At 70.6% G+C, this 24,437-nt stretch carries 23 protein-coding genes and 2 riboswitches; of the genes, 12 read left to right on the top strand and 11 right to left on the bottom strand.

Translation table 11 applies throughout. From position 1 onward, the window contains the following. Positions 1 to 9 precede the first annotated feature (9 nt). From ACZ7KF_RS19770 to gcvT, 8 genes are all read right to left on the bottom strand, one after another. Complete coding sequence (locus tag ACZ7KF_RS19770) at positions 10 to 564, bottom strand: glycoside hydrolase family 25 protein (protein ID WP_471076219.1); 555 nt, start codon at positions 562 to 564, stop codon at positions 10 to 12. Positions 565 to 659: 95 nt separating this feature from the next. Beyond that, on the bottom strand, positions 660 to 1,691 hold the full coding sequence (locus ACZ7KF_RS19765) for a phosphatidylinositol-specific phospholipase C domain-containing protein (RefSeq protein WP_471076216.1): 1,032 nt from the start codon (positions 1,689 to 1,691) through the stop codon (positions 660 to 662). A 52-nt stretch (positions 1,692 to 1,743) separates the two neighbouring features. Then, positions 1,744 to 2,919: a WD40 repeat domain-containing protein gene (locus ACZ7KF_RS19760; RefSeq protein WP_471076213.1), complete on the bottom strand. Its 1,176-nt coding sequence runs from the start codon at positions 2,917 to 2,919 to the stop codon at positions 1,744 to 1,746. Then, on the bottom strand, positions 2,906 to 3,310 hold the full coding sequence (locus tag ACZ7KF_RS19755) for a hypothetical protein (RefSeq protein WP_471076210.1): 405 nt from the start codon (positions 3,308 to 3,310) through the stop codon (positions 2,906 to 2,908). Before ACZ7KF_RS19755 ends, ACZ7KF_RS19760 begins: the two co-directional genes overlap by 14 nt. A gap of 71 nt (positions 3,311 to 3,381) precedes the next feature. Further along, positions 3,382 to 4,749, bottom strand: coding sequence for an L-serine ammonia-lyase (locus tag ACZ7KF_RS19750; protein WP_471076207.1), 1,368 nt, complete (start codon positions 4,747 to 4,749; stop codon positions 3,382 to 3,384). 122 nt (positions 4,750 to 4,871) lie between these two features. Further along, positions 4,872 to 6,137 (bottom strand): serine hydroxymethyltransferase, encoded by a 1,266-nt coding sequence (glyA, locus tag ACZ7KF_RS19745; RefSeq protein WP_471076204.1) that lies wholly within the window; start codon positions 6,135 to 6,137, stop codon positions 4,872 to 4,874. A gap of 14 nt (positions 6,138 to 6,151) precedes the next feature. After that, positions 6,152 to 6,529: a glycine cleavage system protein GcvH gene (gene gcvH / locus ACZ7KF_RS19740; RefSeq protein ID WP_471076201.1), complete on the bottom strand. Its 378-nt coding sequence runs from the start codon at positions 6,527 to 6,529 to the stop codon at positions 6,152 to 6,154. A gap of 138 nt (positions 6,530 to 6,667) precedes the next feature. Beyond that, positions 6,668 to 7,786 carry a glycine cleavage system aminomethyltransferase GcvT gene (gene gcvT / locus ACZ7KF_RS19735; RefSeq protein WP_471076198.1) on the bottom strand — a complete coding sequence of 373 codons (1,119 nt, stop codon included), beginning with the start codon at positions 7,784 to 7,786 and terminating at the stop codon, positions 6,668 to 6,670. 44 nt (positions 7,787 to 7,830) lie between these two features. Further along, a riboswitch (glycine riboswitch) is annotated at positions 7,831 to 7,944 on the bottom strand. Further along, positions 7,945 to 8,048, bottom strand: a riboswitch (glycine riboswitch). It abuts the riboswitch before it with no gap. 179 nt (positions 8,049 to 8,227) lie between these two features. Between gcvT and ACZ7KF_RS19730 the strand changes: the two genes are divergently transcribed. The 10 genes from ACZ7KF_RS19730 (at position 8,228) to ACZ7KF_RS19685 (ending at position 19,865) form a co-directional block, all read left to right on the top strand. After that, positions 8,228 to 8,896, top strand: a complete 669-nt coding sequence (locus ACZ7KF_RS19730; protein WP_471076195.1) for an AAA family ATPase — start codon at positions 8,228 to 8,230, stop codon at positions 8,894 to 8,896. A gap of 66 nt (positions 8,897 to 8,962) precedes the next feature. After that, on the top strand, positions 8,963 to 9,754 hold the full coding sequence (locus tag ACZ7KF_RS19725; RefSeq protein WP_471076192.1) for an enhanced serine sensitivity protein SseB: 792 nt from the start codon (positions 8,963 to 8,965) through the stop codon (positions 9,752 to 9,754). 263 nt (positions 9,755 to 10,017) lie between these two features. Next, the gene (locus ACZ7KF_RS19720; protein WP_471076329.1) at positions 10,018 to 10,797 is read left to right on the top strand and encodes an enhanced serine sensitivity protein SseB C-terminal domain-containing protein; all 780 of its coding nucleotides are present in this window, start codon (positions 10,018 to 10,020) and stop codon (positions 10,795 to 10,797) included. A gap of 350 nt (positions 10,798 to 11,147) precedes the next feature. Next, a complete protein-coding gene (locus ACZ7KF_RS19715; protein ID WP_471076189.1) occupies positions 11,148 to 12,146 on the top strand; it encodes an ABC transporter permease in 999 nt (332 codons plus the stop codon). Positions 12,147 to 12,201: 55 nt separating this feature from the next. After that, positions 12,202 to 13,953, top strand: coding sequence for an ABC transporter substrate-binding protein (locus ACZ7KF_RS19710; RefSeq protein WP_471076186.1), 1,752 nt, complete (start codon positions 12,202 to 12,204; stop codon positions 13,951 to 13,953). Positions 13,954 to 14,025: 72 nt separating this feature from the next. Beyond that, positions 14,026 to 15,033 (top strand): ABC transporter permease, encoded by a 1,008-nt coding sequence (locus ACZ7KF_RS19705; protein WP_471076183.1) that lies wholly within the window; start codon positions 14,026 to 14,028, stop codon positions 15,031 to 15,033. Beyond that, the gene (locus ACZ7KF_RS19700; protein WP_471076180.1) at positions 15,030 to 16,121 is read left to right on the top strand and encodes an ABC transporter ATP-binding protein; all 1,092 of its coding nucleotides are present in this window, start codon (positions 15,030 to 15,032) and stop codon (positions 16,119 to 16,121) included. The genes ACZ7KF_RS19705 and ACZ7KF_RS19700 overlap by 4 nt, the downstream gene beginning before the upstream one ends. Next, entirely contained in the window at positions 16,118 to 17,668 is a 1,551-nt protein-coding gene (locus tag ACZ7KF_RS19695) for an ABC transporter ATP-binding protein (RefSeq protein WP_471076177.1), read from the top strand. The genes ACZ7KF_RS19700 and ACZ7KF_RS19695 overlap by 4 nt, the downstream gene beginning before the upstream one ends. 98 nt (positions 17,669 to 17,766) lie before the next feature. Then, positions 17,767 to 19,158, top strand: coding sequence for a M1 family metallopeptidase (locus tag ACZ7KF_RS19690; RefSeq protein ID WP_471076174.1), 1,392 nt, complete (start codon positions 17,767 to 17,769; stop codon positions 19,156 to 19,158). 47 nt (positions 19,159 to 19,205) lie between these two features. Further along, on the top strand, positions 19,206 to 19,865 hold the full coding sequence (locus ACZ7KF_RS19685; RefSeq protein WP_471076171.1) for a trimeric intracellular cation channel family protein: 660 nt from the start codon (positions 19,206 to 19,208) through the stop codon (positions 19,863 to 19,865). Here ACZ7KF_RS19685 and ACZ7KF_RS19680 read toward each other — a convergent pair. Next, entirely contained in the window at positions 19,774 to 21,021 is a 1,248-nt protein-coding gene (locus ACZ7KF_RS19680) for an alpha/beta hydrolase (protein ID WP_471076168.1), read from the bottom strand. The two genes, ACZ7KF_RS19685 and ACZ7KF_RS19680, sit on opposite strands and share 92 nt — an antisense overlap. Before the next feature lie 199 nt (positions 21,022 to 21,220). Here ACZ7KF_RS19680 and ACZ7KF_RS19675 point away from each other — a divergent pair, with 199 nt between their 5' ends. Next, positions 21,221 to 22,084, top strand: coding sequence for a thioesterase family protein (locus tag ACZ7KF_RS19675; protein WP_471076165.1), 864 nt, complete (start codon positions 21,221 to 21,223; stop codon positions 22,082 to 22,084). Here ACZ7KF_RS19675 and ACZ7KF_RS19670 read toward each other — a convergent pair. Next, positions 22,071 to 22,652 carry a TIGR03086 family metal-binding protein gene (locus ACZ7KF_RS19670; protein ID WP_471076162.1) on the bottom strand — a complete coding sequence of 194 codons (582 nt, stop codon included), beginning with the start codon at positions 22,650 to 22,652 and terminating at the stop codon, positions 22,071 to 22,073. The two genes, ACZ7KF_RS19675 and ACZ7KF_RS19670, sit on opposite strands and share 14 nt — an antisense overlap. Positions 22,653 to 22,757: 105 nt before the next feature. Between ACZ7KF_RS19670 and ACZ7KF_RS19665 the strand changes: the two genes are divergently transcribed. Beyond that, complete coding sequence (locus tag ACZ7KF_RS19665) at positions 22,758 to 23,759, top strand: helix-turn-helix transcriptional regulator (RefSeq protein WP_471076159.1); 1,002 nt, start codon at positions 22,758 to 22,760, stop codon at positions 23,757 to 23,759. Between the two features lie 23 nt (positions 23,760 to 23,782). Here the strand turns inward: ACZ7KF_RS19665 and ACZ7KF_RS19660 are convergent, their stop codons facing one another. Beyond that, on the bottom strand, positions 23,783 to 24,409 hold the full coding sequence (locus ACZ7KF_RS19660; RefSeq protein ID WP_471076156.1) for a TetR family transcriptional regulator: 627 nt from the start codon (positions 24,407 to 24,409) through the stop codon (positions 23,783 to 23,785). Positions 24,410 to 24,437 lie beyond the last annotated feature (28 nt).

Here is a 24,437-nt window from a genome sequence, read left to right as displayed (position 1 = left end):
GCCCGGCCCCTACGGCGTGGCCCACTCGCGCAGGTCGTCCTCCTCCGTGAAGCGGGCCACGTCCTTGTCGTGGGGTTCGCTGGTGTACTGGTGGAACCGCCACTTGGCCTTGATGCGGGGCTTGCCCGCGGTGACGTAGTCGGCGATCCACAGCCCGTCCCCGGCGTAGGAGGTGGAGTCGACGTTCAGCCAGAAATGGCGGTTGCAGTAGAGGACGACCCGGTTGTCCGGGCGCAGTTCCTTCAGTGTGCGGATGAAGCGGTCCTTCTCCGCGTTGGTCGCGTGCGTGCCGTCGCCGGTGGTCTCCCAGTCGACGGCGAGGACGTCGCCGGGGCGGTCGGGGGCGTGGCGGAGGAAGTACTCCGCCTGGGCGGTGAGGCTGCCGGGCCACAGGAAGTGGTAGAAGCCGACGACGAGTCCGGCGTCGCGGGCGGTCTTGGTCTGCGCGGTCAGACGGGGATTGACGTACGAACGCCCCTCCGTCGCCTTGATGAAGACGAAGGAGAGGCCGCCCGTGCCGTAGGAGGAGGACTGGTAGGCGCTCACGTCGATGCCGTGGAGCATGGGGTACTCCCAAAGTGCCAGTGGGGGGATGACAGGAGTTGCCTGATATATGCCCCGGCCCGGCGTGTGCGATCCGTCCGTCCGTCCGGAAAACCTCAGCCCCGTGCCGTCGTCGAACTCAGCACCGAGGCCGGTTTCGCCGACCAGTCCGAGGTGATCAGGCTCGCGTGGTTCTTGGCCAACAGAGCGAGCCGGGCGGCGACTTCGGCGTCCGTCGGGTCGGTGGAGGAGATCGCCGGGGACACGTTGTGGGCGTCGGTCGTGATCAGTATGTAGTGGTTCACGGAGTAGAACGACGTGTCGTACCCGTTGTTCACGTACGTCGCCGCGTCGCCGTCGAAGAAGACGAACCAGGGGCGGATCGAGGCGTCGTAGCGGCTGGTGCGCGGGTCGCCGTTCGCCGCGCCCAGTACGGCCGGGAAGGCCTGGGCCGCGGAGATGTTCCCGGCCGCGTGGAGGTCGCGCAGATGGTCGCCGTACTCCTCGTCCGTCCAGTAGTGGTCGAACGGGTTGGCCTGCTCCACCGTGCCCGGGATCAGGTCGAAGACGAACTTGCCCTTGAGGGAGTCCCGGGCGGGCCAGGCGTCGGCCTTCGCCGCCGCGTCCAGCGAGCCGTACGTCCCGCCGAGCAGGTCGGCCGGCTTGTAGACGCTGCCGCCCAGCTTCTGCGCGACGAGCGTGTCGAACTCGTCCGGTCCGAGGTTCGCGTTGTTGTTGAAGCCGACCTTGAACTCGACCTTGACGACGATCGGCGGGTGGTCGGGGTGGAGCTGGTTCCAGGCGGCCATGTTGTCCAGGCAGCTGCCGAGGTCCTGGTTGCGGCTCTTGCCGTACAGCTCGCCCGGCGTCTTCGCCGCCTCGCAGTTGTTGTCGTTGCCCAGCGGATTGCTGTGGCTGACCCGCCAGCGGTGGCTGAGGCTGTCGGCGTAGACGTCCAGCTCCAGCAGCGAGGCGCCGGAGTCCAGGGCCTGGGCGAAGTACGTGTACTTGGCCTTGTCGTACGCGTTGTGCGTGCCGATGGCCGTCGTCTCGGAGAACTTCGGCGACGCCGCGTGGGCGTTGCCCGGTGCCACCGCCAGCAGTGCGGCGGCTCCCGCGCATGCCACCGACCGTCTGATTCCGCGCATTCGTAACTCCCCTTCGCTGTCGCCGAGTTGGCGGCAGCGTAGGGGGAGGCGATTACTGCGCGGTAGCCCCTGAGAGAACATCAGGCTCGGCGGACACCTCGGCCGCCGAGCGCCACCACAGGCTCGCCGCCCCGTCGGCGCCCACGGTGGCCACCAGCCGCCCGTCGGGACTGAAGGCCAGCGCGGCCACCCGCTCGGTGTTCCCGTCGAACGGGTGGCCCAGGGAACGCGGATGCGCGGGATCGGCGACGTCCCACAGCCGGACGGTCCGCCCGGCCTCCACGGTGGCCAGCAGCCGGGCGTCCGGGCTGAAGGCGAGCGCGGTCGTCTCCTGACCGGAGGACGGCGGAAGCGGCGCCCGGGCCTTCGGGTGCGCGGGATCCGACACGTCCCACAGCCGCACCGGTCCGCTGCTGCCGGCGACGGCGAGGGAGCGGCCGTCGGGGGAGAACCGGGCGGACCGGGCGGTCGTGCCGAGCCTGCACAGGCGCCGCGCCTTCCCCGTCCCCGTGCCGAGCGCGGTGACCTCCGTCCTGCCGTCCGGGGCCGCGCCCGCCAGCAGTACGCCGTGCCGGGTGACCGCCAGGTCCTTCACGGCGCCGGCGACGCCTGCCGCGGACCACCGGGTCGCCCCCGACGCGAGGGACAGCGCCCGCACCTCCCGCGGCCCGGCCGCCACGAGAGTGCGGCCGTCGGGACTGGTCCCGACGGCCGTCACCTGCGGCATGCCACGCGGTACGACGATCCGTTTCGGACGCTCGGGATCCACCACGTCCCAGGTCTGCGTCGCGGAGCGGCCCACCGTCACCAGCGACCGGCCGTCCGGTGTGAAGGTCAGCGCACCGGCGCGGCCGTCGGACCCGAGCCGCCTGCCGCTGACGAGCCACCAGTGCTCGCCGGGGAGCGCACCGGCATCCTCCGGCGCCGCCTCCTGCCACGGCGTCGGCAGCACCTCCTGCACGGCGGCGGCGGTCAGACAGGTCAGGGCGACCAGCCAGGCGGTGAGCAGCCCGGGGAGCCAGCGTCCCCGGGACGACGGCAGGTGCGTCCACGGACGGTGCGGGAACGCCACCTGCGCCGGAACCACCGCCCTCACCGGCAGTGGCCGTGTCCCGAGCGCCGCCGCCAGCCGGGCGCCCCGGCGCTCGTGCGGAACCGGCTCCTCCTCGGGTGGGCTTGCGGCCAGCGCCTGCACCAGACGACCGAGCAGGCTGTCAGCTCGCAGCATTGGACCCCCTCGGCTGCGAGAGCGTCTCGGCGTCCTCGCCCGTCTGCCGGGCGAGGGGCAGCGGGGGATCGGCGGGCTGTCCGGCACCCGGGCCGGTGAGCGGGATCGACTGGAAGAACTTCGCCACGACCAACGGGGTCGTCACACCGACGGCGAACGCGGCGGTGGCGTTCGGCAGCTGTCCCGAGTTCCCCAGCGCCGCGGTGAGGCCGAAGCCGGCGAACAGCCGCAGCCCGATCGCCACCAGCATCACCGGCCGGTCGGCGCGGTTGCGCCACGGCCAGCGCCAGCGGCTGCGCGGACCGGACGGACGCATCAGCGCGGAGAGGTTGAGCGCTTCGGCCACACTGCTGCCGAGCAGACCCCACAACGCCGGGTACAGGTCGATCACGACCATAATAGTAGCGGAGGGTGACTATATAACCGCTCTCCGTGAGGGTGGCGCCGGTGGCCGGTTCCGGCTCAGCACTCGATGATGTTCACCGCCAGCCCGCCCCGGGCCGTCTCCTTGTACTTCACGCTCATGTCCGCGCCGGTGTCCTTCATCGTCTTGATGACCTTGTCCAGCGACACCTTGTGGGAGCCGTCGCCGCGCATCGCCATCTTCGCGGCCGTGACCGCCTTCACCGCGGCCATGCCGTTGCGCTCGATGCACGGGATCTGCACCAGCCCGCCCACGGGGTCGCAGGTCAGGCCGAGGTTGTGCTCCATGCCGATCTCGGCCGCGTTCTCCACCTGCTCGGGGGAGCCGCCGAGCACCTCGGCGAGGGCGCCCGCGGCCATGGAGCAGGCGGAGCCGACCTCGCCCTGGCAGCCGACCTCGGCGCCGGAGATGGACGCGTTCTCCTTGAAGAGCATGCCGATCGCGCCGGCGGCCAGCAGGAAGCGGACCACGCCGTCCTCGTCGGCGCCCGGGACGAAGTTGATGTAGTAGTGCAGGACCGCCGGGATGATGCCGGCCGCGCCGTTGGTGGGGGCCGTGACGACCCGGCCGCCGGCCGCGTTCTCCTCGTTCACCGCCATCGCGTAGAGCGTGATCCACTCCATGGCGTGCGCCAGCGGGTCGCCCTCGGCGCGCAGCTGGCGGGCCGAGACGGCCGCGCGGCGGCGGACCTTCAGACCGCCGGGCAGGATGCCCTCGCGGGACATGCCGCGCCCCACGCACTCGCGCATCACCCGCCAGATCTCCAGCAGGCCCGCCCGGATCTCCTCCTCGGTGCGCCAGGCCCGCTCGTTCTCCAGCATCAGGGAGGAGATCGACAGGCCGGTCTCCTTGGTCAGGCGCAGCAGCTCGTCGCCCGTGCGGAAGGGGTACTTCAGGACCGTGTCGTCCAGCACGATGCGGTCCGCGCCGACCGCGTCCTCGTCCACGACGAAGCCGCCGCCGACCGAGTAGTACGTCTTGCCGAGCAGTTCCGTGCCGGCCGCGTCGTGGGCCCGGACGGTCATGCCGTTGGCGTGGTAGGGCAGGGCCTTGCGGCGGTGCAGGACCAGGTCGTCGTCGAAGGAGAACGCGATCTCGTGCTCGCCGAGGACGTTCAGCCGTCCCGTCCGCTTGATCGCCTCCACCCGTTCGTCGGCCGTCTCCACGTCCACCGTGCGCGGCGAGGCACCCTCCAGGCCGAGCAGCACCGCCTTGGGCGTGCCGTGGCCGTGACCGGTCGCGCCGAGCGAGCCGTACAGCTCGCAGCGCAGGGACGCGACGGAGCCGAGCAGCTCCTCGTTGCGCAGCCGGCGGGCGAACATGCGCGCCGCACGCATCGGGCCGACCGTGTGGGAGCTGGACGGGCCGATGCCGATCGAGAACAGGTCGAAGACCGAGATGGCCACGGATGACTCCTCAATACGGGGGTGGTGCGAAGGGGTGGTGCTCAGGGGGTCGGGGAGGTCGGGGGCGCGGGCACCGCACACGCCGGTACTCCCAGTGTGCGCGGTGCCTCGCGAAAGGTGACCTACTTGTTCAGACCCGGGTACAGCGGGTGCTTGTCGGCGAGCGCCTTCACGCGCGCCTTCAGGGCCTCCGCGTCGTAGGACGGCTTCAGCGCCTCGGCGATCACGTCGGCGACCTCGGCGAAGTCCTCGGCCGTGAAGCCGCGGGTCGCCAGGGCGGGCGTGCCGATGCGCAGGCCCGAGGTGACCATCGGCGGACGCGGGTCGTTCGGGACCGCGTTGCGGTTGACCGTGATGCCGACCTCGTGGAGCCGGTCCTCGGCCTGCTGCCCGTCCAGCTCGGACTCGCGCAGGTCGACCAGGATCAGGTGCACGTCGGTGCCGCCCGACAGGACGTTCACACCGGCCTCGCGGGCGTCCGGCGCGGTCAGCCGCTCGGCGAGGATGCGGGCGCCGTCGACCGTACGGCGCTGGCGCTCCTTGAAGTCCTCACCCGCGGCGACCTTGAAGGAGACCGCCTTGGCCGCGATCACGTGCTCCAGGGGGCCGCCCTGGAAGCCCGGGAAGACGGACGAGTTCAGCTTCTTCGCGAAGTCCTTCTTGGCGAGGATGATGCCGCCGCGCGGTCCGCCGAGGGTCTTGTGCGTCGTGGAGGTGACCACGTCCGCGTGCTCGACCGGGTTCGGGTGCAGACCGGCCGCGACCAGCCCGGCGAAGTGCGCCATGTCGACCCACAGGTACGCCTCGACCTCGTCGGCGATCCGGCGGAACTCGGCGAAGTCCAGCTGCCGCGGGTACGCCGACCAGCCCGCGATGATCACCTTGGGGCGGTGCTCCTTGGCGAGCTTCTCGACCTCGGCCATGTCGACCAGGCCGGTCTCCTCGTCCACGTGGTACGCGACCACGTCGAACTGCTTGCCGGAGAAGTTGAGCCGCATCCCGTGGGTCAGGTGGCCGCCGTGCGCCAGGTCCAGGCCGAGGATGGTGTCCCCGGGCTTGGCGAGGGCGAACAGGGCCGCCTGGTTCGCGGAGGCGCCGGAGTGGGGCTGCACATTGGCGTACTCGGCGCCGAACAGCTCCTTGACCCGGTCGATGGCGATCTGCTCGGCGACGTCGACGTGCTCGCAGCCGCCGTAGTAGCGCCGGCCGGGGTACCCCTCGGCGTACTTGTTGGTGAGGACCGAACCCTGGGCCTCCATCACCGCGAGCGGCGCGAAGTTCTCGGAGGCGATCATCTCCAGGGTCGACTGCTGGCGGTGCAGCTCGGCGTCGACGGTGGCGGCGATCTCCGGGTCCAGCTCGTGCAGGGACGTGTTCAGAACAGTCATACGGCTACGACTCCTCAGCCGGCGGTGAAGGCGGTGTACTCGTCGGCGGAGAGCAGCTCGGCGGGCTCCTCCGTGACGCGTACCTTGAACAGCCAGCCGCCCTCGAAGGGAGCGGAGTTCACCAGCGAGGGGTCGTTGACGACGTCCTCGTTGACCTCGGTGACCACACCGGTGACCGGCGAGTACAGGTCGGAGACCGACTTGGTCGACTCCAGCTCACCGCAGGTCTCGCCCGCGGACACCGTGGAGTCGACGTCCGGGAGCTGGACGAAGACGACATCGCCGAGCGCGTTGGCCGCGTGCTCCGTGATGCCGACCGTCGAGACGCCGTCCTCGGCGACCGACAGCCACTCGTGCTCCTTGCTGTAGCGCAGCTGCTGGGGGTTGCTCATGGCCTGAATTCTCCTGTACACGCGGGAGTGCTGATGACGGGGGGACTGCGGAAACCGCTGGTGAGCGGGCGAATGTGCGCAGGGTCACGCACCGGCCACGGGACCGGTGCCGTGCGCAGGCGCGTCCGCGCTCGGTCTTTACTTCTGGCGCTTGTAGAACGGCAGCGCCACGACCTCGTACGGCTCGTGGTTGCCGCGGATGTCGACGCCGACGCCCTCGGCGCCCGGCGCGGCGTGCGCGGCGTCGACGTAGGCCATGGCGATCGGCTTGCCCAGGGTGGGGGAGGGGGCACCGGAGGTGACCTCGCCGATCACCTCGCCGCCGGCGACGACGGCGTACCCGGCGCGCGGCACCCGGCGGCCCTCGGCGACCAGGCCGACGAGGACCCGCGGAGGCTCGGCGGCGGACCGCTCGGCGGCCTGCGCGAGCGCCTCACGCCCGACGAAGTCCCCTTCCTTCTCGAACTTGACCACACGTCCGAGCCCGGCGTCGAAGGGGGTGAGGGACGTGGTCAGCTCGTGCCCGTACAGCGGCATGCCCGCCTCCAGGCGCAGCGTGTCCCGGCAGGACAGCCCGCACGGGACCAGGCCGACGCCCGCGCCGGCCTCGGTCAGCGCCTGCCACAGCTCGACCGCGTGCTCCGGCTTCACGAACAGCTCGAAGCCGTCCTCGCCGGTGTAGCCGGTGCGGGCGATCAGCGCCGGGACGCCGGCGACCGTGCCGGGCAGACCGGCGTAGTACTTCAGGCCGTCCAGGTCGGCGTCGGTGAGCGACTTCAGGATGCCGGGGGACTCCGGGCCCTGCACGGCGATCAGCGCGTACGCGTCCCGGTCGTCGCGCACCTCGGCGTCGAAACCGGCGGACCGCTCCGTCAGCGCGTCCAGCACCACCTGGGCGTTGGAGGCGTTGGCCACGACCATGTACTCGGTCTCGGCCAGCCGGTAGACGATCAGGTCGTCCAGGATGCCGCCGTCGGCCTGGCAGATCATGGTGTAGCGGGCCCGGCCGACGCCGACGGAGGCGATGTTGCCGACCAGGGCGAAGTTCAGCAGGGCGGCGGCTTCGGCACCGGTGACGGTGATCTCGCCCATGTGGGAGAGGTCGAAGAGACCGGCCCTGGTGCGCACGGCGACGTGCTCGTCGCGCTCGGAGCCGTAGCGCAGCGGCATGTCCCAGCCGGCGAAGTCGGTCATCGTCGCACCGAGCGAGCGATGCAGCGCGTCCAGCGCGGTGTGACGGAGTTCGGTACTGCTCATCGGACGGTCGTCTCCCAGGGCAACAGGGATGGGGCGAGGAACGTTCCTCCCCATCTGTCATCGGAACCTGAGAGGTTCGCCACGACCGCCACGAGGACGATCACGGCTTGCACCTTGGGTGGGGCCGCCGTGCGCGGCGGCCCGCTTTTCAGATGTGCCTCGCCCGCGCGGTAACGGTGCCTGAGAGATTCAAGGGAGGGACTTGCTCCTTCGGCGCCCCGGGCGGCCCGGAGGGGCCTGGGGACTCTCCCGCGCGGATTCAAACGGCCGGTATGCAGTTGGCGCGCACATCATTGCACGCCGCACCCCGGCCATCCAGAGCAAGCTCTTTGTGACCGAGCTGTGGCCGTACGCGCACGAAGCGCCTACCGTTGCCCATTACCTTCTCTTTACATACAACGGGCATGGGGATGACCGAGCCCACAGGGGAGGACGATCAGGGTGAACAGGACCTCGGCCTACGCCACCAACGCCGGCCTCGCGATGCCGAAACAGCCCTCCGCCCCCGCTCGCGAGCGCTGCGCCGACCGCCCCGCGCCGGTCGTCCGCGATCTGCGCGACCGCGCGGGCCGCAGCCCGCACGCCCTCCTCTTCGGCCCCCGCGACCTGGTGGTGATCACCGGGCTGCCCGGCAGCGGCAAGTCCACCCTCATGCACCGCGCGGTCACCGGCCGCCGCATCGACTCCCAGGACACCCGCGACCACTGGGACGCCCGCGTCCCCCGTCGCCTGCCCTACGCGCTCTACCGCCCCCTGGTCCGCCTCGCCCACTACGCCGGACTGCGCCGGGCCCTGCGCACCGGCGAAGGGGTCGTCGTGCACGACTGCGGCACCCAGCCCTGGGTACGCGCCTGGCTGGCCCGCGAGGCCCGGCGGCGCGGCGGCACCCTGCACCTGATCCTCCTCGACGTCACCCCCGGCACGGCCCGGCAGGGCCAGCACGAGCGCGGCCGGGGCGTCTCCCGCTACGCCTTCCGCCGCCACCGCCGTACGACCGCCCGCCTGCTGCGCGCGGTGGAGAAGGGCGAACTGCCCGCGGGCTGCGGTGCGGCGGTGCTGCTCGACCGGGACGCGGCGGACGTCCTGAGCCGCATCGGCTTCACTCGGTGAGGCGCTGTCACAGCCACCCGCTAGCCTTCTTGGTCACAGCAGCGGTTACCAGCAGGCGGTAGGCAGATGGACTTCCCGGCGGACTTTCCCGCGGACTTCCCGGCACAGGCACACCCCCATCCGCACGGCGGTTGGCCCGGCAACGAGCTGGAGGAGGTGCTGTCGGCCTCCCTCGGCGTCCCCTCGGCGGGCGGCCGGATCGTCGAGGTCCTCGGCCGGAGCTTCCTGTGGATCCCGCTGCCCGGCGGCGGGGGCCCGGACAGCGGCCCGCTGGACCTGCCGACGCTGGACGTCGACGGCCAGGCGTACGTCCCGGTGTTCAGCTCCGAGGAGCAGCTGCGCCAGGTGGCCGGCTCCCACATGTCGTACACCATCGCCCCGGCGGTCGAGTTCGCCCGCGGCCTGCCCCCGCAGGTCGGCATCGCCGTCAATCCCGGGGGCGTGGTGGGCATCCCGCTCCCGCCCGAGGCCGTGGCCGAACTGTGCCGCGCGGGCCGCACCCCGCTCGACGGCCCCAGCAGCGGCGGCCGGGTCCGGCTCTTCGAGCCGGACTGGCAGGACGACCCGGTCGACTTCCTCTCCGCCGCCTCCGCGGAGTTCGCCGAGACCGGCGTGGTCCTCACCGCCCGCCGCTGCCTGGCCGCCGTCGAGACCGCCGACCCCGTGATGTTCGTCGGCGTCGAACTCTCCCAGTGGGAAGGCGACCTGCGCGCCCTTCCCCTGGCGGCCCTGGGCCGCGCCCTCGGCAAAGTCCCGGTCACGTGGCCGGTCAACCTCGTCCTGCTGGACGTGACCGACGACCCGGTGGCCGGCTGGCTGAAGTCGAACGTCCGGCCCTTCTACCAGAACGGTCTCTAGACCCGCCCACCGGAACGGTCTCCGGATCCGTCCACCGCAACGGTCTCCGGATCCGTCCATCGGCGCGGTCGACCGGCCCCGGCCGGAGGCGGCCCGACCCGAAGGGGCGCGGGGAACCGCGCGAGACCCCACCACTTCCCGTACTCGCGCGCGACCCAGAGGTCCCGAGCTCCTGGGCGCATAAGCTGTCTCCTGACACGGGGCACTGATGAGAAGGGCCGGTACGACAGGTGAGCGCGAGCCACAGCGGCAGCGTCGAGCACATGCTGCGCCAGGTCACGCCCGGACGCTACGACGCCTACGAGGCATTGCTGCGCGCCCTCGCCACCCCCTCCTCCGGCCAGATCTGGATGTTCCTGTGGCACGGCCAGGCCGGCTCCCCGGACGCCCAGTACGGGAACATGGAGGTGGACGGCTCCCACTACGCCCCCTGCGTGACCTCCGCCCAGGAACTGTCCGCCAGTGGCTGGAACCGGTCCTACGAAGTGGTCGACGGCCTGGACGTGGCCCGCACCCTCTACCCGGACCACTACGGCCTCTGGCTCAACCCGCACGCCCCGGGCGGCGGTGTCGGCATCCCCTGGCTCGATCTGCGCCGCATCGCCACCGGTCTGGACCGGCAGCCCGCCGGCCCGCTCCGCCTGTCGGAGCCCGGCGTCGAGGTCCCGCAGTTCTATGCCCTGCTCGCGCAGAACGCGCACCGCACCCCCGCGCTCCGCTCGCTGCGCCGCGCCTGGGTGCAGCCCGCGCTCGGGGCGCCGTATCTCGCCATCGGCCTGGACGTGTACGAGACCTCGCCCGCCGCCGTCGACTCGGTGCGCGCGATGATGCAGCAGTCCGTCGGTGCGGTCCCGGAGGGGCTGCCGGTGTCGACGGTCGCGATGACCGACGACCACGACCCGGTGGTGATGTGGATGCGGGCCAACGCGCGCCCCTTCTACGACCGTGAGGCCCACGTCCCCGCGCCGCAGCCCCAGCTTCCGGCCCCGCCGCAGGCACCCGCCGGCGGCTACGGCTATCCGCCGGTGCGCGGCGGCTACTGAACAACCCGGCCCGACGGCGGGCTTTTTGGGCCTGATCGCAGAATTTACGTGGCCGACACATTTCTGCGCGCGTAGATGACGACCGAACGTCCCGAACCGCGCAGATTCGCCCTTCTGTCCCAACTGGACCGTGTCCGGGGGCCGTTACCCACTGTTCGGATAACGGAATCCCCTGGACTGCATCACGGTTGCGCATACTTTCGCCGCCAGCTCTGGCGGGTGATCGCAACGACGCTGAAGACTCGCGACTCAGACATGAGGTCGAGACCTCATGATCGATGGCAAGTCGACAAAGCCGCAATCCGCGGCAGGCGCAGGCCGGTCACCACCGGCGAGAGGGGTCGCTCACCGTGACCGCACCGATCGAGACCACCGGGGCGGCAGCCGAGGCACAGCCGGAGGCTGTGCTGGAGGGTGCCGGTAAGGGGCAGATCGAGGGTCGTTCCCTGGGCCAGATCGCCTGGACCCGGTTCAAGAAGGACAAGGCCGCCGTCGCGGGCGGCGTCATCGTGATCCTGCTGATCCTTCTCGCCGTCCTCTCGCGTCCCCTCCAGTCCATGCTCGGACTCGACCCCAACGCCTTCAACCAGGACCTGATCACCCCGGACACCTCGCTGCCCAAGGGCAGTTGGGGCGGCATGAGCGCGGACCACCCGCTCGGCGTCGACCCGAAGTTCGGCCGGGACATCGCCACCCGCATCCTGGAGGGCTCCTGGGTGTCGCTGGTGGTGGCCTTCGGCGCCACGATCCTGTCCAACGTGATCGGCGCGATCATGGGCGTCGTGGCCGGCTACTACGGCGGGCGGGTCGACTCGATCATCAGCCGGCTGATGGACACGTTCCTCGCCTTCCCCCTCCTGCTGTTCGCCATCTCCATCTCCGCCACCCTCCAGGGCGGCGCCTTCGGCCTCAGCGGCCTGCCGCTCCACCTGAGCGTGCTGATCTTCGTCATCGGCTTCTTCAACTGGCCGTACCTGGGCCGGATCGTGCGCGGCCAGACCCTCGCCCTGCGGGAGCGCGAGTTCGTGGACGCGTCGCGCGGCATGGGTGCCAAGGCTCCCTACATCCTGTTCCGGGAGCTGATGCCGAACCTGGTGGGCCCGATCACCGTGTACTCGACGCTGCTCATCCCGACGAACATCCTCTTCGAGGCGTCCCTGAGCTTCCTCGGTGTCGGCATCCAGCCCCCGCAGGCGTCCTGGGGCGGCATGCTCCGCGAGGCGGTCACCTACTACCAGGTCGACCCCCAGTACATGATCGTGCCCGGCCTCGCCATCTTCATCACCGTCCTGGCGTTCAACCTGCTCGGCGACGGTCTCCGCGATGCTCTCGACCCGCGCAGCCGCTGACGCCGGCCGCGGAGAGCCCGAAAAGTTTCCGACAATGGAGGGGAAAGCGCCCATCATGCGAAGGTCAGCGCTGGCCGCGATCGCGGCCATCGGCACTGCCAGCCTGTTTGTAGCTGGTTGCAGCAAGGCCGATGACAACAAGAACGAGAACGGCACCAAGTCGGCCGGGGCCAACGCCGCGACCAAGGGCGTCGTCAACGTGTCGGACAAGAAGGGCGGCACGGTCACCTACGAGCTGTCCGACGTCCCGGACTCGTTCGACCCGGGCAACACGTACTACGCCTACATGTACAACCTCAGCCGGCTGTGGGCCCGCCCGCTGATGACCTTCCAGCCCGGCGCCGGCGAAGAGGGCAACACCCTCGTCCCGGACCTCGCGGCGGGCAAGGGCGTCCCGAGCGACGGCGGCAAGACCTGGACGTACAAGCTGCGTTCGGGCCTGAAGTACGAGGACGGCTCGCCGATCACCTCGAAGGACGTCAAGTACGCCGTCGAGCGTTCCAACTTCGCGCGTGACGTGCTCTCCCTCGGCCCGAACTACTTCCAGCAGTTCATGGCCGACGGCGACAAGTACAAGGGCCCGTACAAGGACAAGAGCGCCAAGGGCCTGTCCTCCATCCAGACACCGGACGACAACACGATCGTCTTCCACCTGAAGCAGGCCTTCCAGGAGTTCGACTACCTGGTCGCGGCCCCGCAGACGGCCCCGGTGCCGAAGGCGAAGGACACGGGCGTCGACTACGTCAAGCACATCGTGTCCTCGGGCTCGTACAAGTTCCAGAGCTACGAGGACGGCAAGCAGGCCGTGCTCGTGCGGAACGAGAACTGGGACGCCAAGACCGACCCGCTGCGCAAGCAGCTGCCGGACAAGATCGTCGTCAAGCTGAAGGTCAACCCGGAGACCATCGACCAGGACGTCATGTCCGGCAAGGCCATCGACCTGGCCGGTACCGGTGTCCAGGCGTCGACGCAGGCCCAGGTGCTCACGGACGCCGCCAAGAAGGCGAACACGGACAACACCTACGGCGGCCGTCTCGTCTACATGGCGATCAACACCACGGTCGCGCCGTTCGACAAGGTCGAGTGCCGCAAGGCCGTGCAGTACGCCATCGACAAGGTCTCGGTGCAGACCGCCGAGGGCGGCCCGATCCGCGGTGACATCGCCTCCACCGTCCTGCCGCCGGACATCCCGGGCTACGCCAAGTCCGACGTCTACGCCACCAAGGACAACAAGGGTGACGTCGCCAAGGCCAAGGAGCAGCTGAAGGCCTGCGGCAAGTCGTCGATCTCGACGAACATCTCGGCCCGCTCCGACCGTCCGCAGGAGGTCGACGCGGCCACGGCGATCATCAACTCGCTGAAGAAGGTCGGCATCAACGCCAGCCTCAAGCAGTTCCCGTCCGGTAAGTACTTCACCGACTACGCGGGCGTGCCGAAGTTCACCAAGAAGCAGAACATCGGCCTGGAGATGATGCAGTGGGGCGCCGACTGGCCCTCCGGCTACGGCTTCCTGCAGCAGATCCTGAACGGCAAGGCGATCAGCCAGTCCGGTAACACCAACCTGTCGCAGTACGACAACAAGGACGTCAACGCTCTGCTGGGCAAGGCGATCGGCACGCAGGACACCACCGAGCGCAACAGCCTCTACACGCAGATCGACAAGAAGACCATGGACGACGCCGTTCTGGTCCCGCTGACCTACTTCAAGGTCCTGCTGGGCCGCCCGACGACCTACACCAACCTGGTTTCCACGGCGGCCTTCAGCGGTCAGTACGACTACCTCAACATCGGCGTCGCGTCGAAGTAGCAGCCCCGGAAGGCAGGTGAAGGCATTGGTGCCCGCGGGCTTCGCGGCCCGCGGGCACCAGCGCCGGTCCCCGTGATCTCGTACATCCTCCGCCGGACGTTCGCGGCAGTGATCCTGCTGCTGGTCGTCTCCGCGGTCACCTTCGCCATCTTCTTCCTGCTGCCACGGCTTGCCGGCCAGACAGCGGACCAGCTGGCGCAGCAGTACATCGGCAAGAGCCCGTCGAAGGCGGACATCGCCGCTGTCAAGCACAACCTCGGTCTGGACCAGCCTGTCTACGTCCAGTACTGGCACTTCATCAAGGGGATCGTGGCCGGCGCCAGCTATGACCTCGGCCCCACCACGGTGCACTGCGATGCACCCTGCTTCGGCTACTCCTTCAAGAACCACCAGGCGGTCTGGCCGGAGCTGACCTCCCGCATCCCCATCACCCTCTCGCTCGCCGTGGGCGCCGCCGTGCTGTGGCTGGTCTCCGGCGTGGTGGCCGGTGTCATCTCCGCGCTGAAGCCGCGCTCGTTCTACGACCGCGCCTTCATGGGAATCGCGCTCTCCGGCGTCTCGCTGCCGATGTTCTTCACGGGCAACCTGGCGCTCCTGCTCTTCACCGTCCAGTTGCCGATCTTCGGCCGCACCTACGTCCCGTTCACCGAGAACCCGGCACAGTGGGCCAACACCCTTTTCCCGGCGTGGTGTTCGCTCGCCCTGCTGTACTCGGCCATCTACGCCCGGCTCACCCGCTCGGGCATGCTGGAGACGATGAACGAGGACTTCATCCGCACGGCCCGCGCCAAGGGCCTGCCGGAGCGCACCGTTGTCACCCGACACGGTCTGCGCGCCGCCCTGACCCCGATCATCACGGTCTTCGGCATGGACATCGGCCTGCTGCTCGGCGGTGCCGTGATCACGGAGTACGTCTTCTCGCTGCCCGGTGTCGGCCAGTACGCGGTCCAGGGCATCACCGACAACGACCTGCCCAAGATCCTCGGTGTGACCCTGCTCGCCGCCTTCTTCGTCGTCTTCGCAAATCTCGTGGTGGACGTGCTCTACGCCGCCGCCGACCCGCGGGTGAGGCTCTCGTGACCGAACTCTCCAAGACCGGCGCCGCAGTGGGCGAGCCCACCACCGGCAAGGCGCCCGAGGCCTTCCTGGAGGTCCGCGACCTCAAGGTGCACTTCCCTACCGACGACGGCGTGGTCAAGTCCGTCGACGGGCTCAGCTTCTCGCTGGAGAAGGGCAAGACCCTCGCCGTCGTGGGCGAGTCCGGCTCCGGCAAGTCGGTCACCTCGCAGGCCATCATGGGTCTGCACCGGCTCGGCACGCGCGGCAAGAACGTGCGGATGTCCGGCGAGATCTGGCTGGACGGCCAGGAACTGGTCTCCGCCGCCCCGGACGAGGTGCGCAAGCTCCGCGGCCGGGAGATGGCGATGATCTTCCAGGACCCGCTCTCCGCGATGCACCCGTACTACAAGGTCGGCGACCAGATCGTCGAGGCGTACCGGGTGCACCACAAGGTCAGCAAGAAGGTCGCCCGCGCCCGCGCCATCGAGATGCTCGACCGCGTCGGCATCCCCGAGCCCGCCAAGCGCGTCGACGGCTACCCGCACGAGTTCTCCGGCGGTATGCGCCAGCGGGCCATGATCGCCATGGCGCTGGTGAACAACCCCGAGCTGCTCATCGCGGACGAGCCGACCACCGCCCTCGACGTCACCGTCCAGGCGCAGATCCTCGACCTGATCCGGGACCTCCAGAAGGAGTTCGGCTCCGCGGTCATCATGATCACCCACGACCTCGGCGTGGTCGCCGAGATCGCCGACGACGTCCTCGTGATGTACGGCGGCCGGTGCGTGGAGCGCGGCGCGGCCGACGAGGTCTTCGAGCGGCCGCAGCACCCCTACACCTGGGGTCTGCTCGGCTCGATGCCCCGCATCGACCGCGAGACCTCCGAACGGCTCATCCCGGTCAAGGGCTCCCCGCCGAGCCTCATCAACGTCCCCTCGGGCTGCGCCTTCCACCCGCGCTGCCCGTACGCGGACATCCCCAAGGGGAACGTCACCCGCACGGTGCGCCCCGAGCTGGAGCAGGTGAGCACCGGGCACTGGTCCGCCTGCCACCTCTCGGCCGAGGACCGCCAGCGGATCTGGACCGAAGAGATTGCGCCGAAGCTGTGAGTGAGACCAAGAAGACGGACACCGTCGCCGAGGCCGCGGTCCCGGCGCAGGCCTCGGCCCCCGAAGAGCGTGACGTGCTGCTCAAGGTCGAGGGTCTGACCAAGCACTTCCCGATCAAGAAGGGCATCCTGCAGCGCCAGGTCGGCGCCGTGAAGGCCGTCGACGGCATCGACTTCGAGGTGCGCAAGGGCGAGACCCTGGGCGTGGTCGGCGAGTCGGGCTGCGGCAAGTCGACCATGGGCCGGGTCATCACCCGCCTCCAGGACCCGACCGGCGGGAAGATCACCTTCGAGGGCCGGGACATCACGCGGCTCAGCACCGGGCAGATGCGTCCGCTGCGCCGCGACATCCAGATGATCTTCCAGGACCCCTACGGCTCCCTGAACCCCCGGCACACCATCGGCTCGATCGTCTCGGCGCCCTTCCGGCTCCAGGGCGTGGAGCCGGAGGGCGGGGTGAAGAAGGAGGTCCAGCGGCTCCTCGAACTGGTCGGTCTCAGCCCCGAGCACTACAACCGCTACCCGCACGAGTTCTCCGGCGGTCAGCGCCAGCGCATCGGCATCGCCCGCGCGCTCGCCCTGAAGCCGAAGCTGGTCGTCGCGGACGAGCCGGTCTCCGCGCTGGACGTGTCGATCCAGGCGCAGGTCGTCAACCTCATGGACGACCTCCAGCAGGAGCTGGGCCTGACCTACGTCATCATCGCGCACGACCTGTCGGTCGTCCGGCACGTCTCGGACCGTATCGCGGTGATGTACCTCGGCAAGATCGTGGAACTCGCCGACCGCACCTCGCTCTACGAGGCGCCGATGCATCCGTACACCAAGGCGCTGATGTCGGCGGTGCCGGTGCCGGACACCAAGCGCCGGGGCCAGAAGAGCGAGCGCATCCTGCTCCGCGGCGACGTGCCCTCGCCGATCGCGCCGCCGTCCGGCTGCCGGTTCCACACCCGGTGCTGGAAGGCGACGCAGATCTGCAAGACGACCGAGCCGCCGCTGCTGGAGCTGAGGCCCGGTCAGCGCGTGGCCTGCCATCACCCGGAGAACTTCGCCGACCAGGCGCCGCAGGACACGGTTCTGCTCTCGGCGGCGAAGGAGGCGTCGGAGCTGGTGCCCGAGGCCGCGGGCGGATCGGCCGGCAAGGAGACGGCGGCGGAGGAGCCGGCGGCGGACGCGGCCAAGGTCCCCGCGGCCGAGGCTGCCGAGACCGCCGAGGCGCCGAAGAGCACTGAGGCCGCCGAGGCCGAGGAAACCGCCGGGGAGTCGGAGGCCGCTGAGGCCGAAGAGACCGCCGGGGAGTCGGAGGCCGCTGAGGCCGAAGAGACCGCCGGGGAGTCGGAGGCCGCTGAGGACGGGGAGGCCGCCGGGGAGTCGGAGGTCGCTGAGGACGGGGAGGCCGCTCAGGCGGTGGAGACCGCCGAGGCGTCCGAGACCGCCGAGGCTCCTGAAGCGGCCGAGGCCGCCGAAGCGGTGGAGACTCCCGTGAAGAAGACCGGCCCCGGTGCGAAGACCTCGCCCGAGACCGGTTCCCGGCAGTCGAAGGACAAGTAGACATGACGGCCGAATAAGGTCATGTACATGCAGGACGGGAGAGCGCAGAGTCGTCCGTGCCGGTCAATTGACCGGCACATGCTCGAAAGGGACGACTCATGGCACTCTCCCGTTCGGCACGTCTGGGGGCCCTCGCCACCGCGGCGGCCTCCTTCCTGGTCATCGCGGCCTCCCCCGCCCCCACCCCCGGCGCGTCCGGCATCGGTGACTCCTACTTCCCGCAGCTCGGCAACGGTGGCTTCGACGCCCGCCACTACGACCTGGATGTCGCCTACGCCCCGGACACCGGCCGGCTGGACGGCCGAACCACCCTCACCGCGCGCGCCACCGAGAACCTCTCCTCCTTCGACCTCGACCTCCGGAAACTGGAGATCACGAGGGTCGAAGTCGACGGTGCACGAGCCGGGTTCACCCGGGACGGCGACGAGGTCACCGTCACCCCGCGCCGCACCCTGCGCAAGGGCCGCGACTTCACCGTCTCCGTCACCTACGGCGGCATCCCCGAAGCCCTCGGCGGGCCCATCGTGTTCGGCTCCGCGTACGGCTGGATGAAGACCGCCGACGGCGTCTTCGTCGCCTGCGAGCCCAACGCCGCCTCCACCTGGTTCCCGTCCAGCGACCACCCCGCCGACAAGGCCACCTACGACATCCGGATCAAGGCGCCCGAGGGGCTGACCGCCGTCTCCAACGGCCGGCTCGTGTCGACGCACGACAGCCGCGGCTCGACGTACACGCACTGGCGGGAGAGCCGGCCGATGGCCACCTACCTCGCCACCGCCACCCTCGGGAAGTTCGACGTGCGCACCGGCCGCACCCCGGGCGGCACCCCGATCTACGTCGCCGTCGACCCCGTGCTGAAGAACAGCGGCAACGTCGACGTGTACGCCGTCACCGCCGCCGCCACCGACTACTGGTCGCAGGTCTTCGGGCCCTATCCCTTCGAGGAGACCGGCGCGATCGTGGACGACATGCCCGAGGCCGGGTTCTCCCTGGAGGTGCAGAGCAAGCCCGCCTACTCGGCCGTGCGCAACGAGTCGACCATCGTGCACGAGCTGGCCCACCAGTGGTTCGGCGACTCGGTCAGCGTGGCGCGCTGGAAGGACATCTGGCTCAACGAGGGCTTCGCCACCTACGCCCAGTGGCTGTGGGCCGAGCACCGGGGCACCCGCTCCGCCCACGACTCCTTCCTCGCGGCCTACGGCTCCCGGCCCGCCGACTCCGCCTTCTGGCAGATCGAGGTGGCCGACCCGCGGCGCGACACGATGTTCGCCTCCGCCGTCTACCAGCGCGGCGCGATGACGCTCCAGGCCCTGCGCGAGCGGATCGGCGACACCGCCTTCTTCCGGCTGCTGCCGGCCTGGACGAAACTGCACCGGTACGGCAACGCGGACACCGCCGACTTCATCCGCCTCGCCGAGCGGATCAGCGGCCGGCAGCTGGACGATCTCTTCGACACCTGGCTGTTCACCACAGGGAAGCCCACCCTGTGAGCCTGGGTTTGTAAGGTTCTCGCCTCCTGACAGGTGAGAATGTCAGGGTGCAGCTCCAGCAACTCTTCAGTCCCTCCGTCCAGCACACGCTCGATGTCATCGGCATCTTCGTGTTCGCGATCTCCGGCGCGCTCCTGGCCGTCCGGAAGAACTTCGACGTCTTCGGCATCGCCGTGCTCGCCGAGGTCACCGCGCTGGGCGGTGGGCTGTTCCGCGACCTGGTCATCGGTGCCGTACCCCCGGCCGCCTTCACGGATCTCGGGTACTTCGTCACCCCGCTGTTCGCCACGCTCGTCGTCTTCTTCCTGCACCCGCACGTGGAGCGGATCCAGACAGGGGTGCTCGTCTTCGACGCGGCCGGCCTCGGCCTGTTCTGCGTCAGCGGCACGACGAAGGCGTACAGCTACGGCCTCGGCCTGACCGCGTCGGCGACACTCGGCCTCGCCACCGCCGTGGGCGGTGGTGTGCTGCGGGACGTGCTGGCCAACGAGGTGCCCTCGCTGCTGCGCTGGGACCGCGACCTGTACGCGGTCCCCGCGATCGTCGGCGCCACGATGGTCGTCCTGTGCCTCCGCTACGACGCCCTGACCCCGTTCACCAGCGGGCTCGCGGTCGTCACGGCCTTCGTGCTGCGTCTGCTCGCGATGCGGTTCCACTGGCGAGCGCCGCGTGCGTGGAACCGCCGGTCGACGGTGACCGAGGAGTAGCCCCCGCCACGGACGTGTCCTGTCCCTTGGCGCGGCTCTGGCCCATCTGGAGGGTCAGCCAGCGGAAGACGGTGTCGACCTGCGGATGCCACAGCGCCATGGTGTGACCCCCGGCACTGCGCGGCAGGAACACCACGCGCACGGTGGTGGGTGCCTTGGCGATGGACTCCAGGGCCATGCCCGCCTGGTAGCCGTCGCCGGACTCGCCGGAGACGTACAGCGCGACCGGGGGCGGTACGGCGGCCTTGCGCAGCAGCAGATACGGGTTGTTCGCGGCGCGCAGGGCGGGGGTCTGGGCGGCGAGGGAGTTGCGTTCGCCGATCGGGTCGTTGTAGCCGGACATGCTCACCGCGGCCCGGTACCGGTCGGGGTGGGCCACGGCCAGCTTGACCGCGCAGTGCGCGCCCGCCGAGTACCCGGCCACCGCCCAGCCCCGGGGAGCCGGCTGGGCCCGGAAGTTGTCCATGACCATCTTCGGCACGTCGATGCTGAGCCAGCTGTCGGCGTTGACCTGCCCCGCGATGTTGGCGCATCCGGTGTCCACGCCGGCCAGCAGGTTGGTGCGCGGGGCGACCAGGATGAACGGCGCGACCTCGCCGCTCCGCATCAGCGGCAGCAGCTGCTCGGGCGTCTTCATCGACCCGAACCAGGCCTTCGCGGAACCGGGATAGCCCGGCAGCAGCTCCACCACCGGGAACTTCTTGTGCCGGTGGGCCGGGTCGTCGTACTGCGGCGGCAGCCAGACGTAGACCTCGGCGTTCACGCCCGAGACCCGGCCCCTGAGCTGGGTGACGCGTACCTGGCCGGCCGCGCGCATACCGGGTCCGTCGGCCGCCGTGAAGGTCTGCTTCACCTTGGGCAGCCGCTTCACCGCGATGCCGCCGGTGCCGTCCCGGCCGAGGTCGGCGGCCTGCTGGACGTGGTCACCGGTGCCGAGCAGGTCGGCCCAGTTGTCGTACAGGTTGTTCTGGTTGTTGACCAGCAAGAAGACCAGCGTGACCGCCGTGCCCTGGGCGAACAGCAGCATGACCACCCGGGCCGCGGCGCGCAGGGGCCTGGGCCCGGGCATCCGCGACCACAGGACGAGCGGCAGTATGAGGGCGACCACGGACAGCACGATGGTCGTACAGAGGAACGGAGTCCCGGTGAGGCTCATGTCCCCATAGAGGGTGATCGGCCGCCCGGGGTTGTGGACGTGTCCTGACACTTACCGAGAAATTGCCGGAACCTCACCCGGAGGCCAGATGCCGGAGGGCGGCGTCGGGGGCTGGAGGCTGGGGCCGGGGCCGGGAGACGTCATGCGCCCGTCACATAAAAAGCTACCGCTTAGTAGTTTTCTGCTGTACGGTTCAGCCATGCCAGAAGCAGCCTCCGCCCCCTCCCCGTCGCGGGCCCTGATCGGTGACAGCGAGTTCGACCGCGACACCGCGGTCACCCGGCGCGAGCCCGGCCTCTACGACATCGACCTCTCGGCCGGCTGGACCATCATCAGCGCCGTCAACGGTGGCTATCTGCTGGCCGTGCTCGGTCGGGCCCTCGCGGACACCCTCCCGCACCCGGACCCCTTCTCCATCTCCGCGCACTACCTGACCGCCTCCCAGCCCGGCCCGGCCGTCGTCCGCACCGAGACCGTCCGCACCGGCCGGACCCTCTCCACCGGCCAGGCCTCGCTCTTCCAGTACGACGCCGAGGGCAACGAGGTGGAACGCATCCGCGTCCTCGCCTCCTACGGCGACCTCGCCACCCTCCCCGACGACGTCCGCACGACCGCCACCCCGCCCTCGCTCCCGCCGCTGGAGCAGTGCTTCGGCCCGGAGGACGGGCCCGCCCCGGTCGACGGCAGCTCCGCCATCGCCGACCGGCTGATGCTCAAGCTGGACCCCGCCACCCTCGGCTGGGCGCTCGGCGCGCCCTCCGGCAAGGGCGAGATGCGCGCCTGGTTCGGCCTCGCCGACGGCCGCGACGCCGACCCGCTCTCGCTGCTCCTCGCGGTGGACGCCCTGCCGCCCACCGCCTTCGAGATCGGCCTGAAGGGCTGGGTGCCGACGGTGGAACTCACCGTCCACGTCCGCCACCGCCCGGCCCCCGGCCCGCTGCGGGTGTCGATCACCACCCGCAACCTGGCCGGCGGCTTCCTGGAGGAGGACGCCGAGGTCTGGGACAGCGACGACCGCCTGGTCGCCCAGTCCCGTCAGCTGGCCCGGGTCAGGCTCGGCTGAGCGGGGTGCGGCCGAGCCAGGCCGCCAGCCTGTCGTAGGCGTCGGCTCCTTCGGGGGCCGGCACCGGCGCGTCGAAGGGACGGCCCGCGCGCGGCCCGCCGGGCAGGGTCTCCCGGGCGGTGGCGAGCGAGAACTCGGCCAGCTCCGGGTCGAGCGGGAGCGGACGGCCGACCGCCTCCGACAGGTCCCAGGTGTGCGCCACGATCTCCATCACGAACCCCGACAGGGCGGCCCGGCCGGGCATCTCGCCCCACGGCACGCGCACCGTCGACGCCATCCGCTCCTCGCTCTCCCAGGCCGTCACGGCCAGGTCCCGGCTCTCGTCGTAGGCCGTGGCCCAGCCGTCGTCGGGGACGTCGGACGCGAGCAGCGGCAGGGGCTGCCTCGCGTCGCTCTCGCCGACGACGGCGATCCGGCGGGTGCCGTCGACGATGTGACCCAGCAGCGCGCGCACGTCGTACTCGGCGCAGGGCGTGGGTGCGCCCAGCTGCTCGGGACGCACGGTCCGGACGAGCCGGGCCGCCTGGGCGGTGGCGCGGGTGTACAGGGGGCGGGGATCGGTGGACATGAGGGGCCTTCCTTCGCGTGAGTGCTCGCAAGGAGAGTCCCCGAGATACCTGCCAGTTGCTGTCAGGTATTGCTCCGACCGCCCGCACGGCGGGATCCTGGCGCGGTGAAGTCCGGCCGGCTGCTGTCGATCCTGCTGCTCCTGCAGACCCGGGGCCGTGTCCCCGCGCCCGAACTCGCCGACCGGCTGGAGGTGTCGGTCCGCACCATCTACCGGGACGTCGAGGCGCTCTCCGCGGCCGGGGTCCCGGTGTACGCCGAGCGCGGCCGGCACGGCGGCATCGAACTCCTCGCCGGTTTCCGCACCGACGTCACCGGGCTGACCGCCGACGAGTCGCGGGCCCTGTTCATCCTGGCCGCCCAGGGCGCGCATGCCGCGCTCGGCCTCGACGCGGCGCTCGGCTCGGCCCTGCGCAAGGTGATGGCCGCGCTGCCGGCCCCGCACCGGCCGGCCGCCGAGGTGACGAGCCGCCGCATCCTGGTCGACGCCACCCGCTGGAAGACCGGCCCGCAGCAGGCGGTGGACCTGGAGGTGCTCCAGGACGCGGTGTTCTCCGACCGGCGCCTCGGGCTGCGCTACCGGCACAGCGGGGACCGGGAACCGCGGACGTACACCGTGGACCCGTACGGCCTCGTCGCCAAGGCGGGCGTCTGGTACCTGGTCGCCGACCGGCGCGGCCGGCCGCGGCTGTTCCGGGCCGACCGGGTGCACTCGGCCCGCCTGCTGGACGAGCCCGTACGGCGCCGCGCCGGAGTCGAACTGGGCGACGTGTGGGAGGTGTTGCGCCGGCAGGTGGAGGAGCGGGACGACGAGATCGAGGTCACCGTGCGGGTGCGGCGCGATCTGCTCGACCTGTTCCGGCGGATGGCCGCCGCACAGCTGACGGAGCCGCCCGACGACGACGGCGAGAGCGAGTGGGTCCGTGCGAGGCTCGCCTATCCGGCGCTCCGGGCGGTGCGCCAACTGCTCGTGTTCTCCGAGCGGGTGGAGGTCCTGGACCCGCCCGAGGCGCGCGCGGAACTGCTGACGGCCGCCCGCTCCGTCACGGCCCTGTACCAGGGCGCGGACCACACCGAGGGCCGGTCGGCGGGCGCCCGGCAGACCTGACCGGCGCCCCGTGTGCCCGGTGCTCAGTCGAGCCAGTGGTTGCGGCCGATCGTGATGAGCCGCAGCTGGCGGGTGGCGAGCTGCGTCACCCGCTCCCGCTCGTCCTCCGGGGCCTCCAGCGCCTCCAGGAACAGCGAGGCGGTGATGAGCATCTGGTCGACGTAGAGATGCGCGAGCATCAGCACGTCGTCGTCGCTCCAGCCCTCGGCCGCCGGGTCCTTGGCCAGCTCGGTCCGCACCTCCTGCGCGAACCGGGCGAGTTGCTCCCGGATGGCCTCGCGCACCGGCTGGACCCCGCCATGTCGCTCCCGGGCGATAAAACGGACATGCGCGGGGTACGCGTCCACATGATGGGAGATCAGCTCGATCGCGCGCGTGATGCGTTCCTCGCTGTCACCCGTCGTGGACACCGTCGTCCGCACCATCGGATGCAGGCTGCCCAACGCCTCGTCGACCAGGGCCACGCCGAGGTCGGCGGTCGAGCGGAAGTGCCGGTAGAAGGCGGTCGGGGCCACCCCGACCGCTCGGGTGACCTCGCGCAGGCCCAGGCTGCTCAGGCTCTGCTCCTCCAGCAGGGCGAGGGCGGCGTCGAGGAACGCCTGCCGGGTCTTCTGCTTCTGGGCCTGCCGGATGCCGAGGGTGTGACTCATGTCATCCAGTTAACAACTGTTCTCCGGA

The sequence above is a fragment of the Streptomyces sp. NPDC038200 genome (genome assembly GCF_055600785.1).
This window is presented reverse-complemented; position numbering and strand designations above follow the sequence as displayed.

Coding starts and splice junctions, on each gene's coding strand:
- ACZ7KF_RS19770 (WP_471076219.1), bottom strand. CDS start 564: ATGCTCCACGGCATCGACGTGAGCGCCTACCAGTCCTCCTCCTACGGC.
- ACZ7KF_RS19765 (WP_471076216.1), bottom strand. CDS start 1,691: ATGCGCGGAATCAGACGGTCGGTGGCATGCGCGGGAGCCGCCGCACTG.
- ACZ7KF_RS19760 (WP_471076213.1), bottom strand. CDS start 2,919: ATGCTGCGAGCTGACAGCCTGCTCGGTCGTCTGGTGCAGGCGCTGGCC.
- glyA (WP_471076204.1), bottom strand. CDS start 6,137: ATGACTGTTCTGAACACGTCCCTGCACGAGCTGGACCCGGAGATCGCC.
- gcvH (WP_471076201.1), bottom strand. CDS start 6,529: ATGAGCAACCCCCAGCAGCTGCGCTACAGCAAGGAGCACGAGTGGCTG.
- gcvT (WP_471076198.1), bottom strand. CDS start 7,786: ATGAGCAGTACCGAACTCCGTCACACCGCGCTGGACGCGCTGCATCGC.
- ACZ7KF_RS19725 (WP_471076192.1), top strand. CDS start 8,963: ATGGACTTCCCGGCGGACTTTCCCGCGGACTTCCCGGCACAGGCACAC.
- ACZ7KF_RS19720 (WP_471076329.1), top strand. CDS start 10,018: ATGCTGCGCCAGGTCACGCCCGGACGCTACGACGCCTACGAGGCATTG.
- ACZ7KF_RS19710 (WP_471076186.1), top strand. CDS start 12,202: ATGCGAAGGTCAGCGCTGGCCGCGATCGCGGCCATCGGCACTGCCAGC.
- ACZ7KF_RS19690 (WP_471076174.1), top strand. CDS start 17,767: ATGGCACTCTCCCGTTCGGCACGTCTGGGGGCCCTCGCCACCGCGGCG.
- ACZ7KF_RS19680 (WP_471076168.1), bottom strand. CDS start 21,021: ATGAGCCTCACCGGGACTCCGTTCCTCTGTACGACCATCGTGCTGTCC.
- ACZ7KF_RS19675 (WP_471076165.1), top strand. CDS start 21,221: ATGCCAGAAGCAGCCTCCGCCCCCTCCCCGTCGCGGGCCCTGATCGGT.
- ACZ7KF_RS19670 (WP_471076162.1), bottom strand. CDS start 22,652: ATGTCCACCGATCCCCGCCCCCTGTACACCCGCGCCACCGCCCAGGCG.
- ACZ7KF_RS19660 (WP_471076156.1), bottom strand. CDS start 24,409: ATGAGTCACACCCTCGGCATCCGGCAGGCCCAGAAGCAGAAGACCCGG.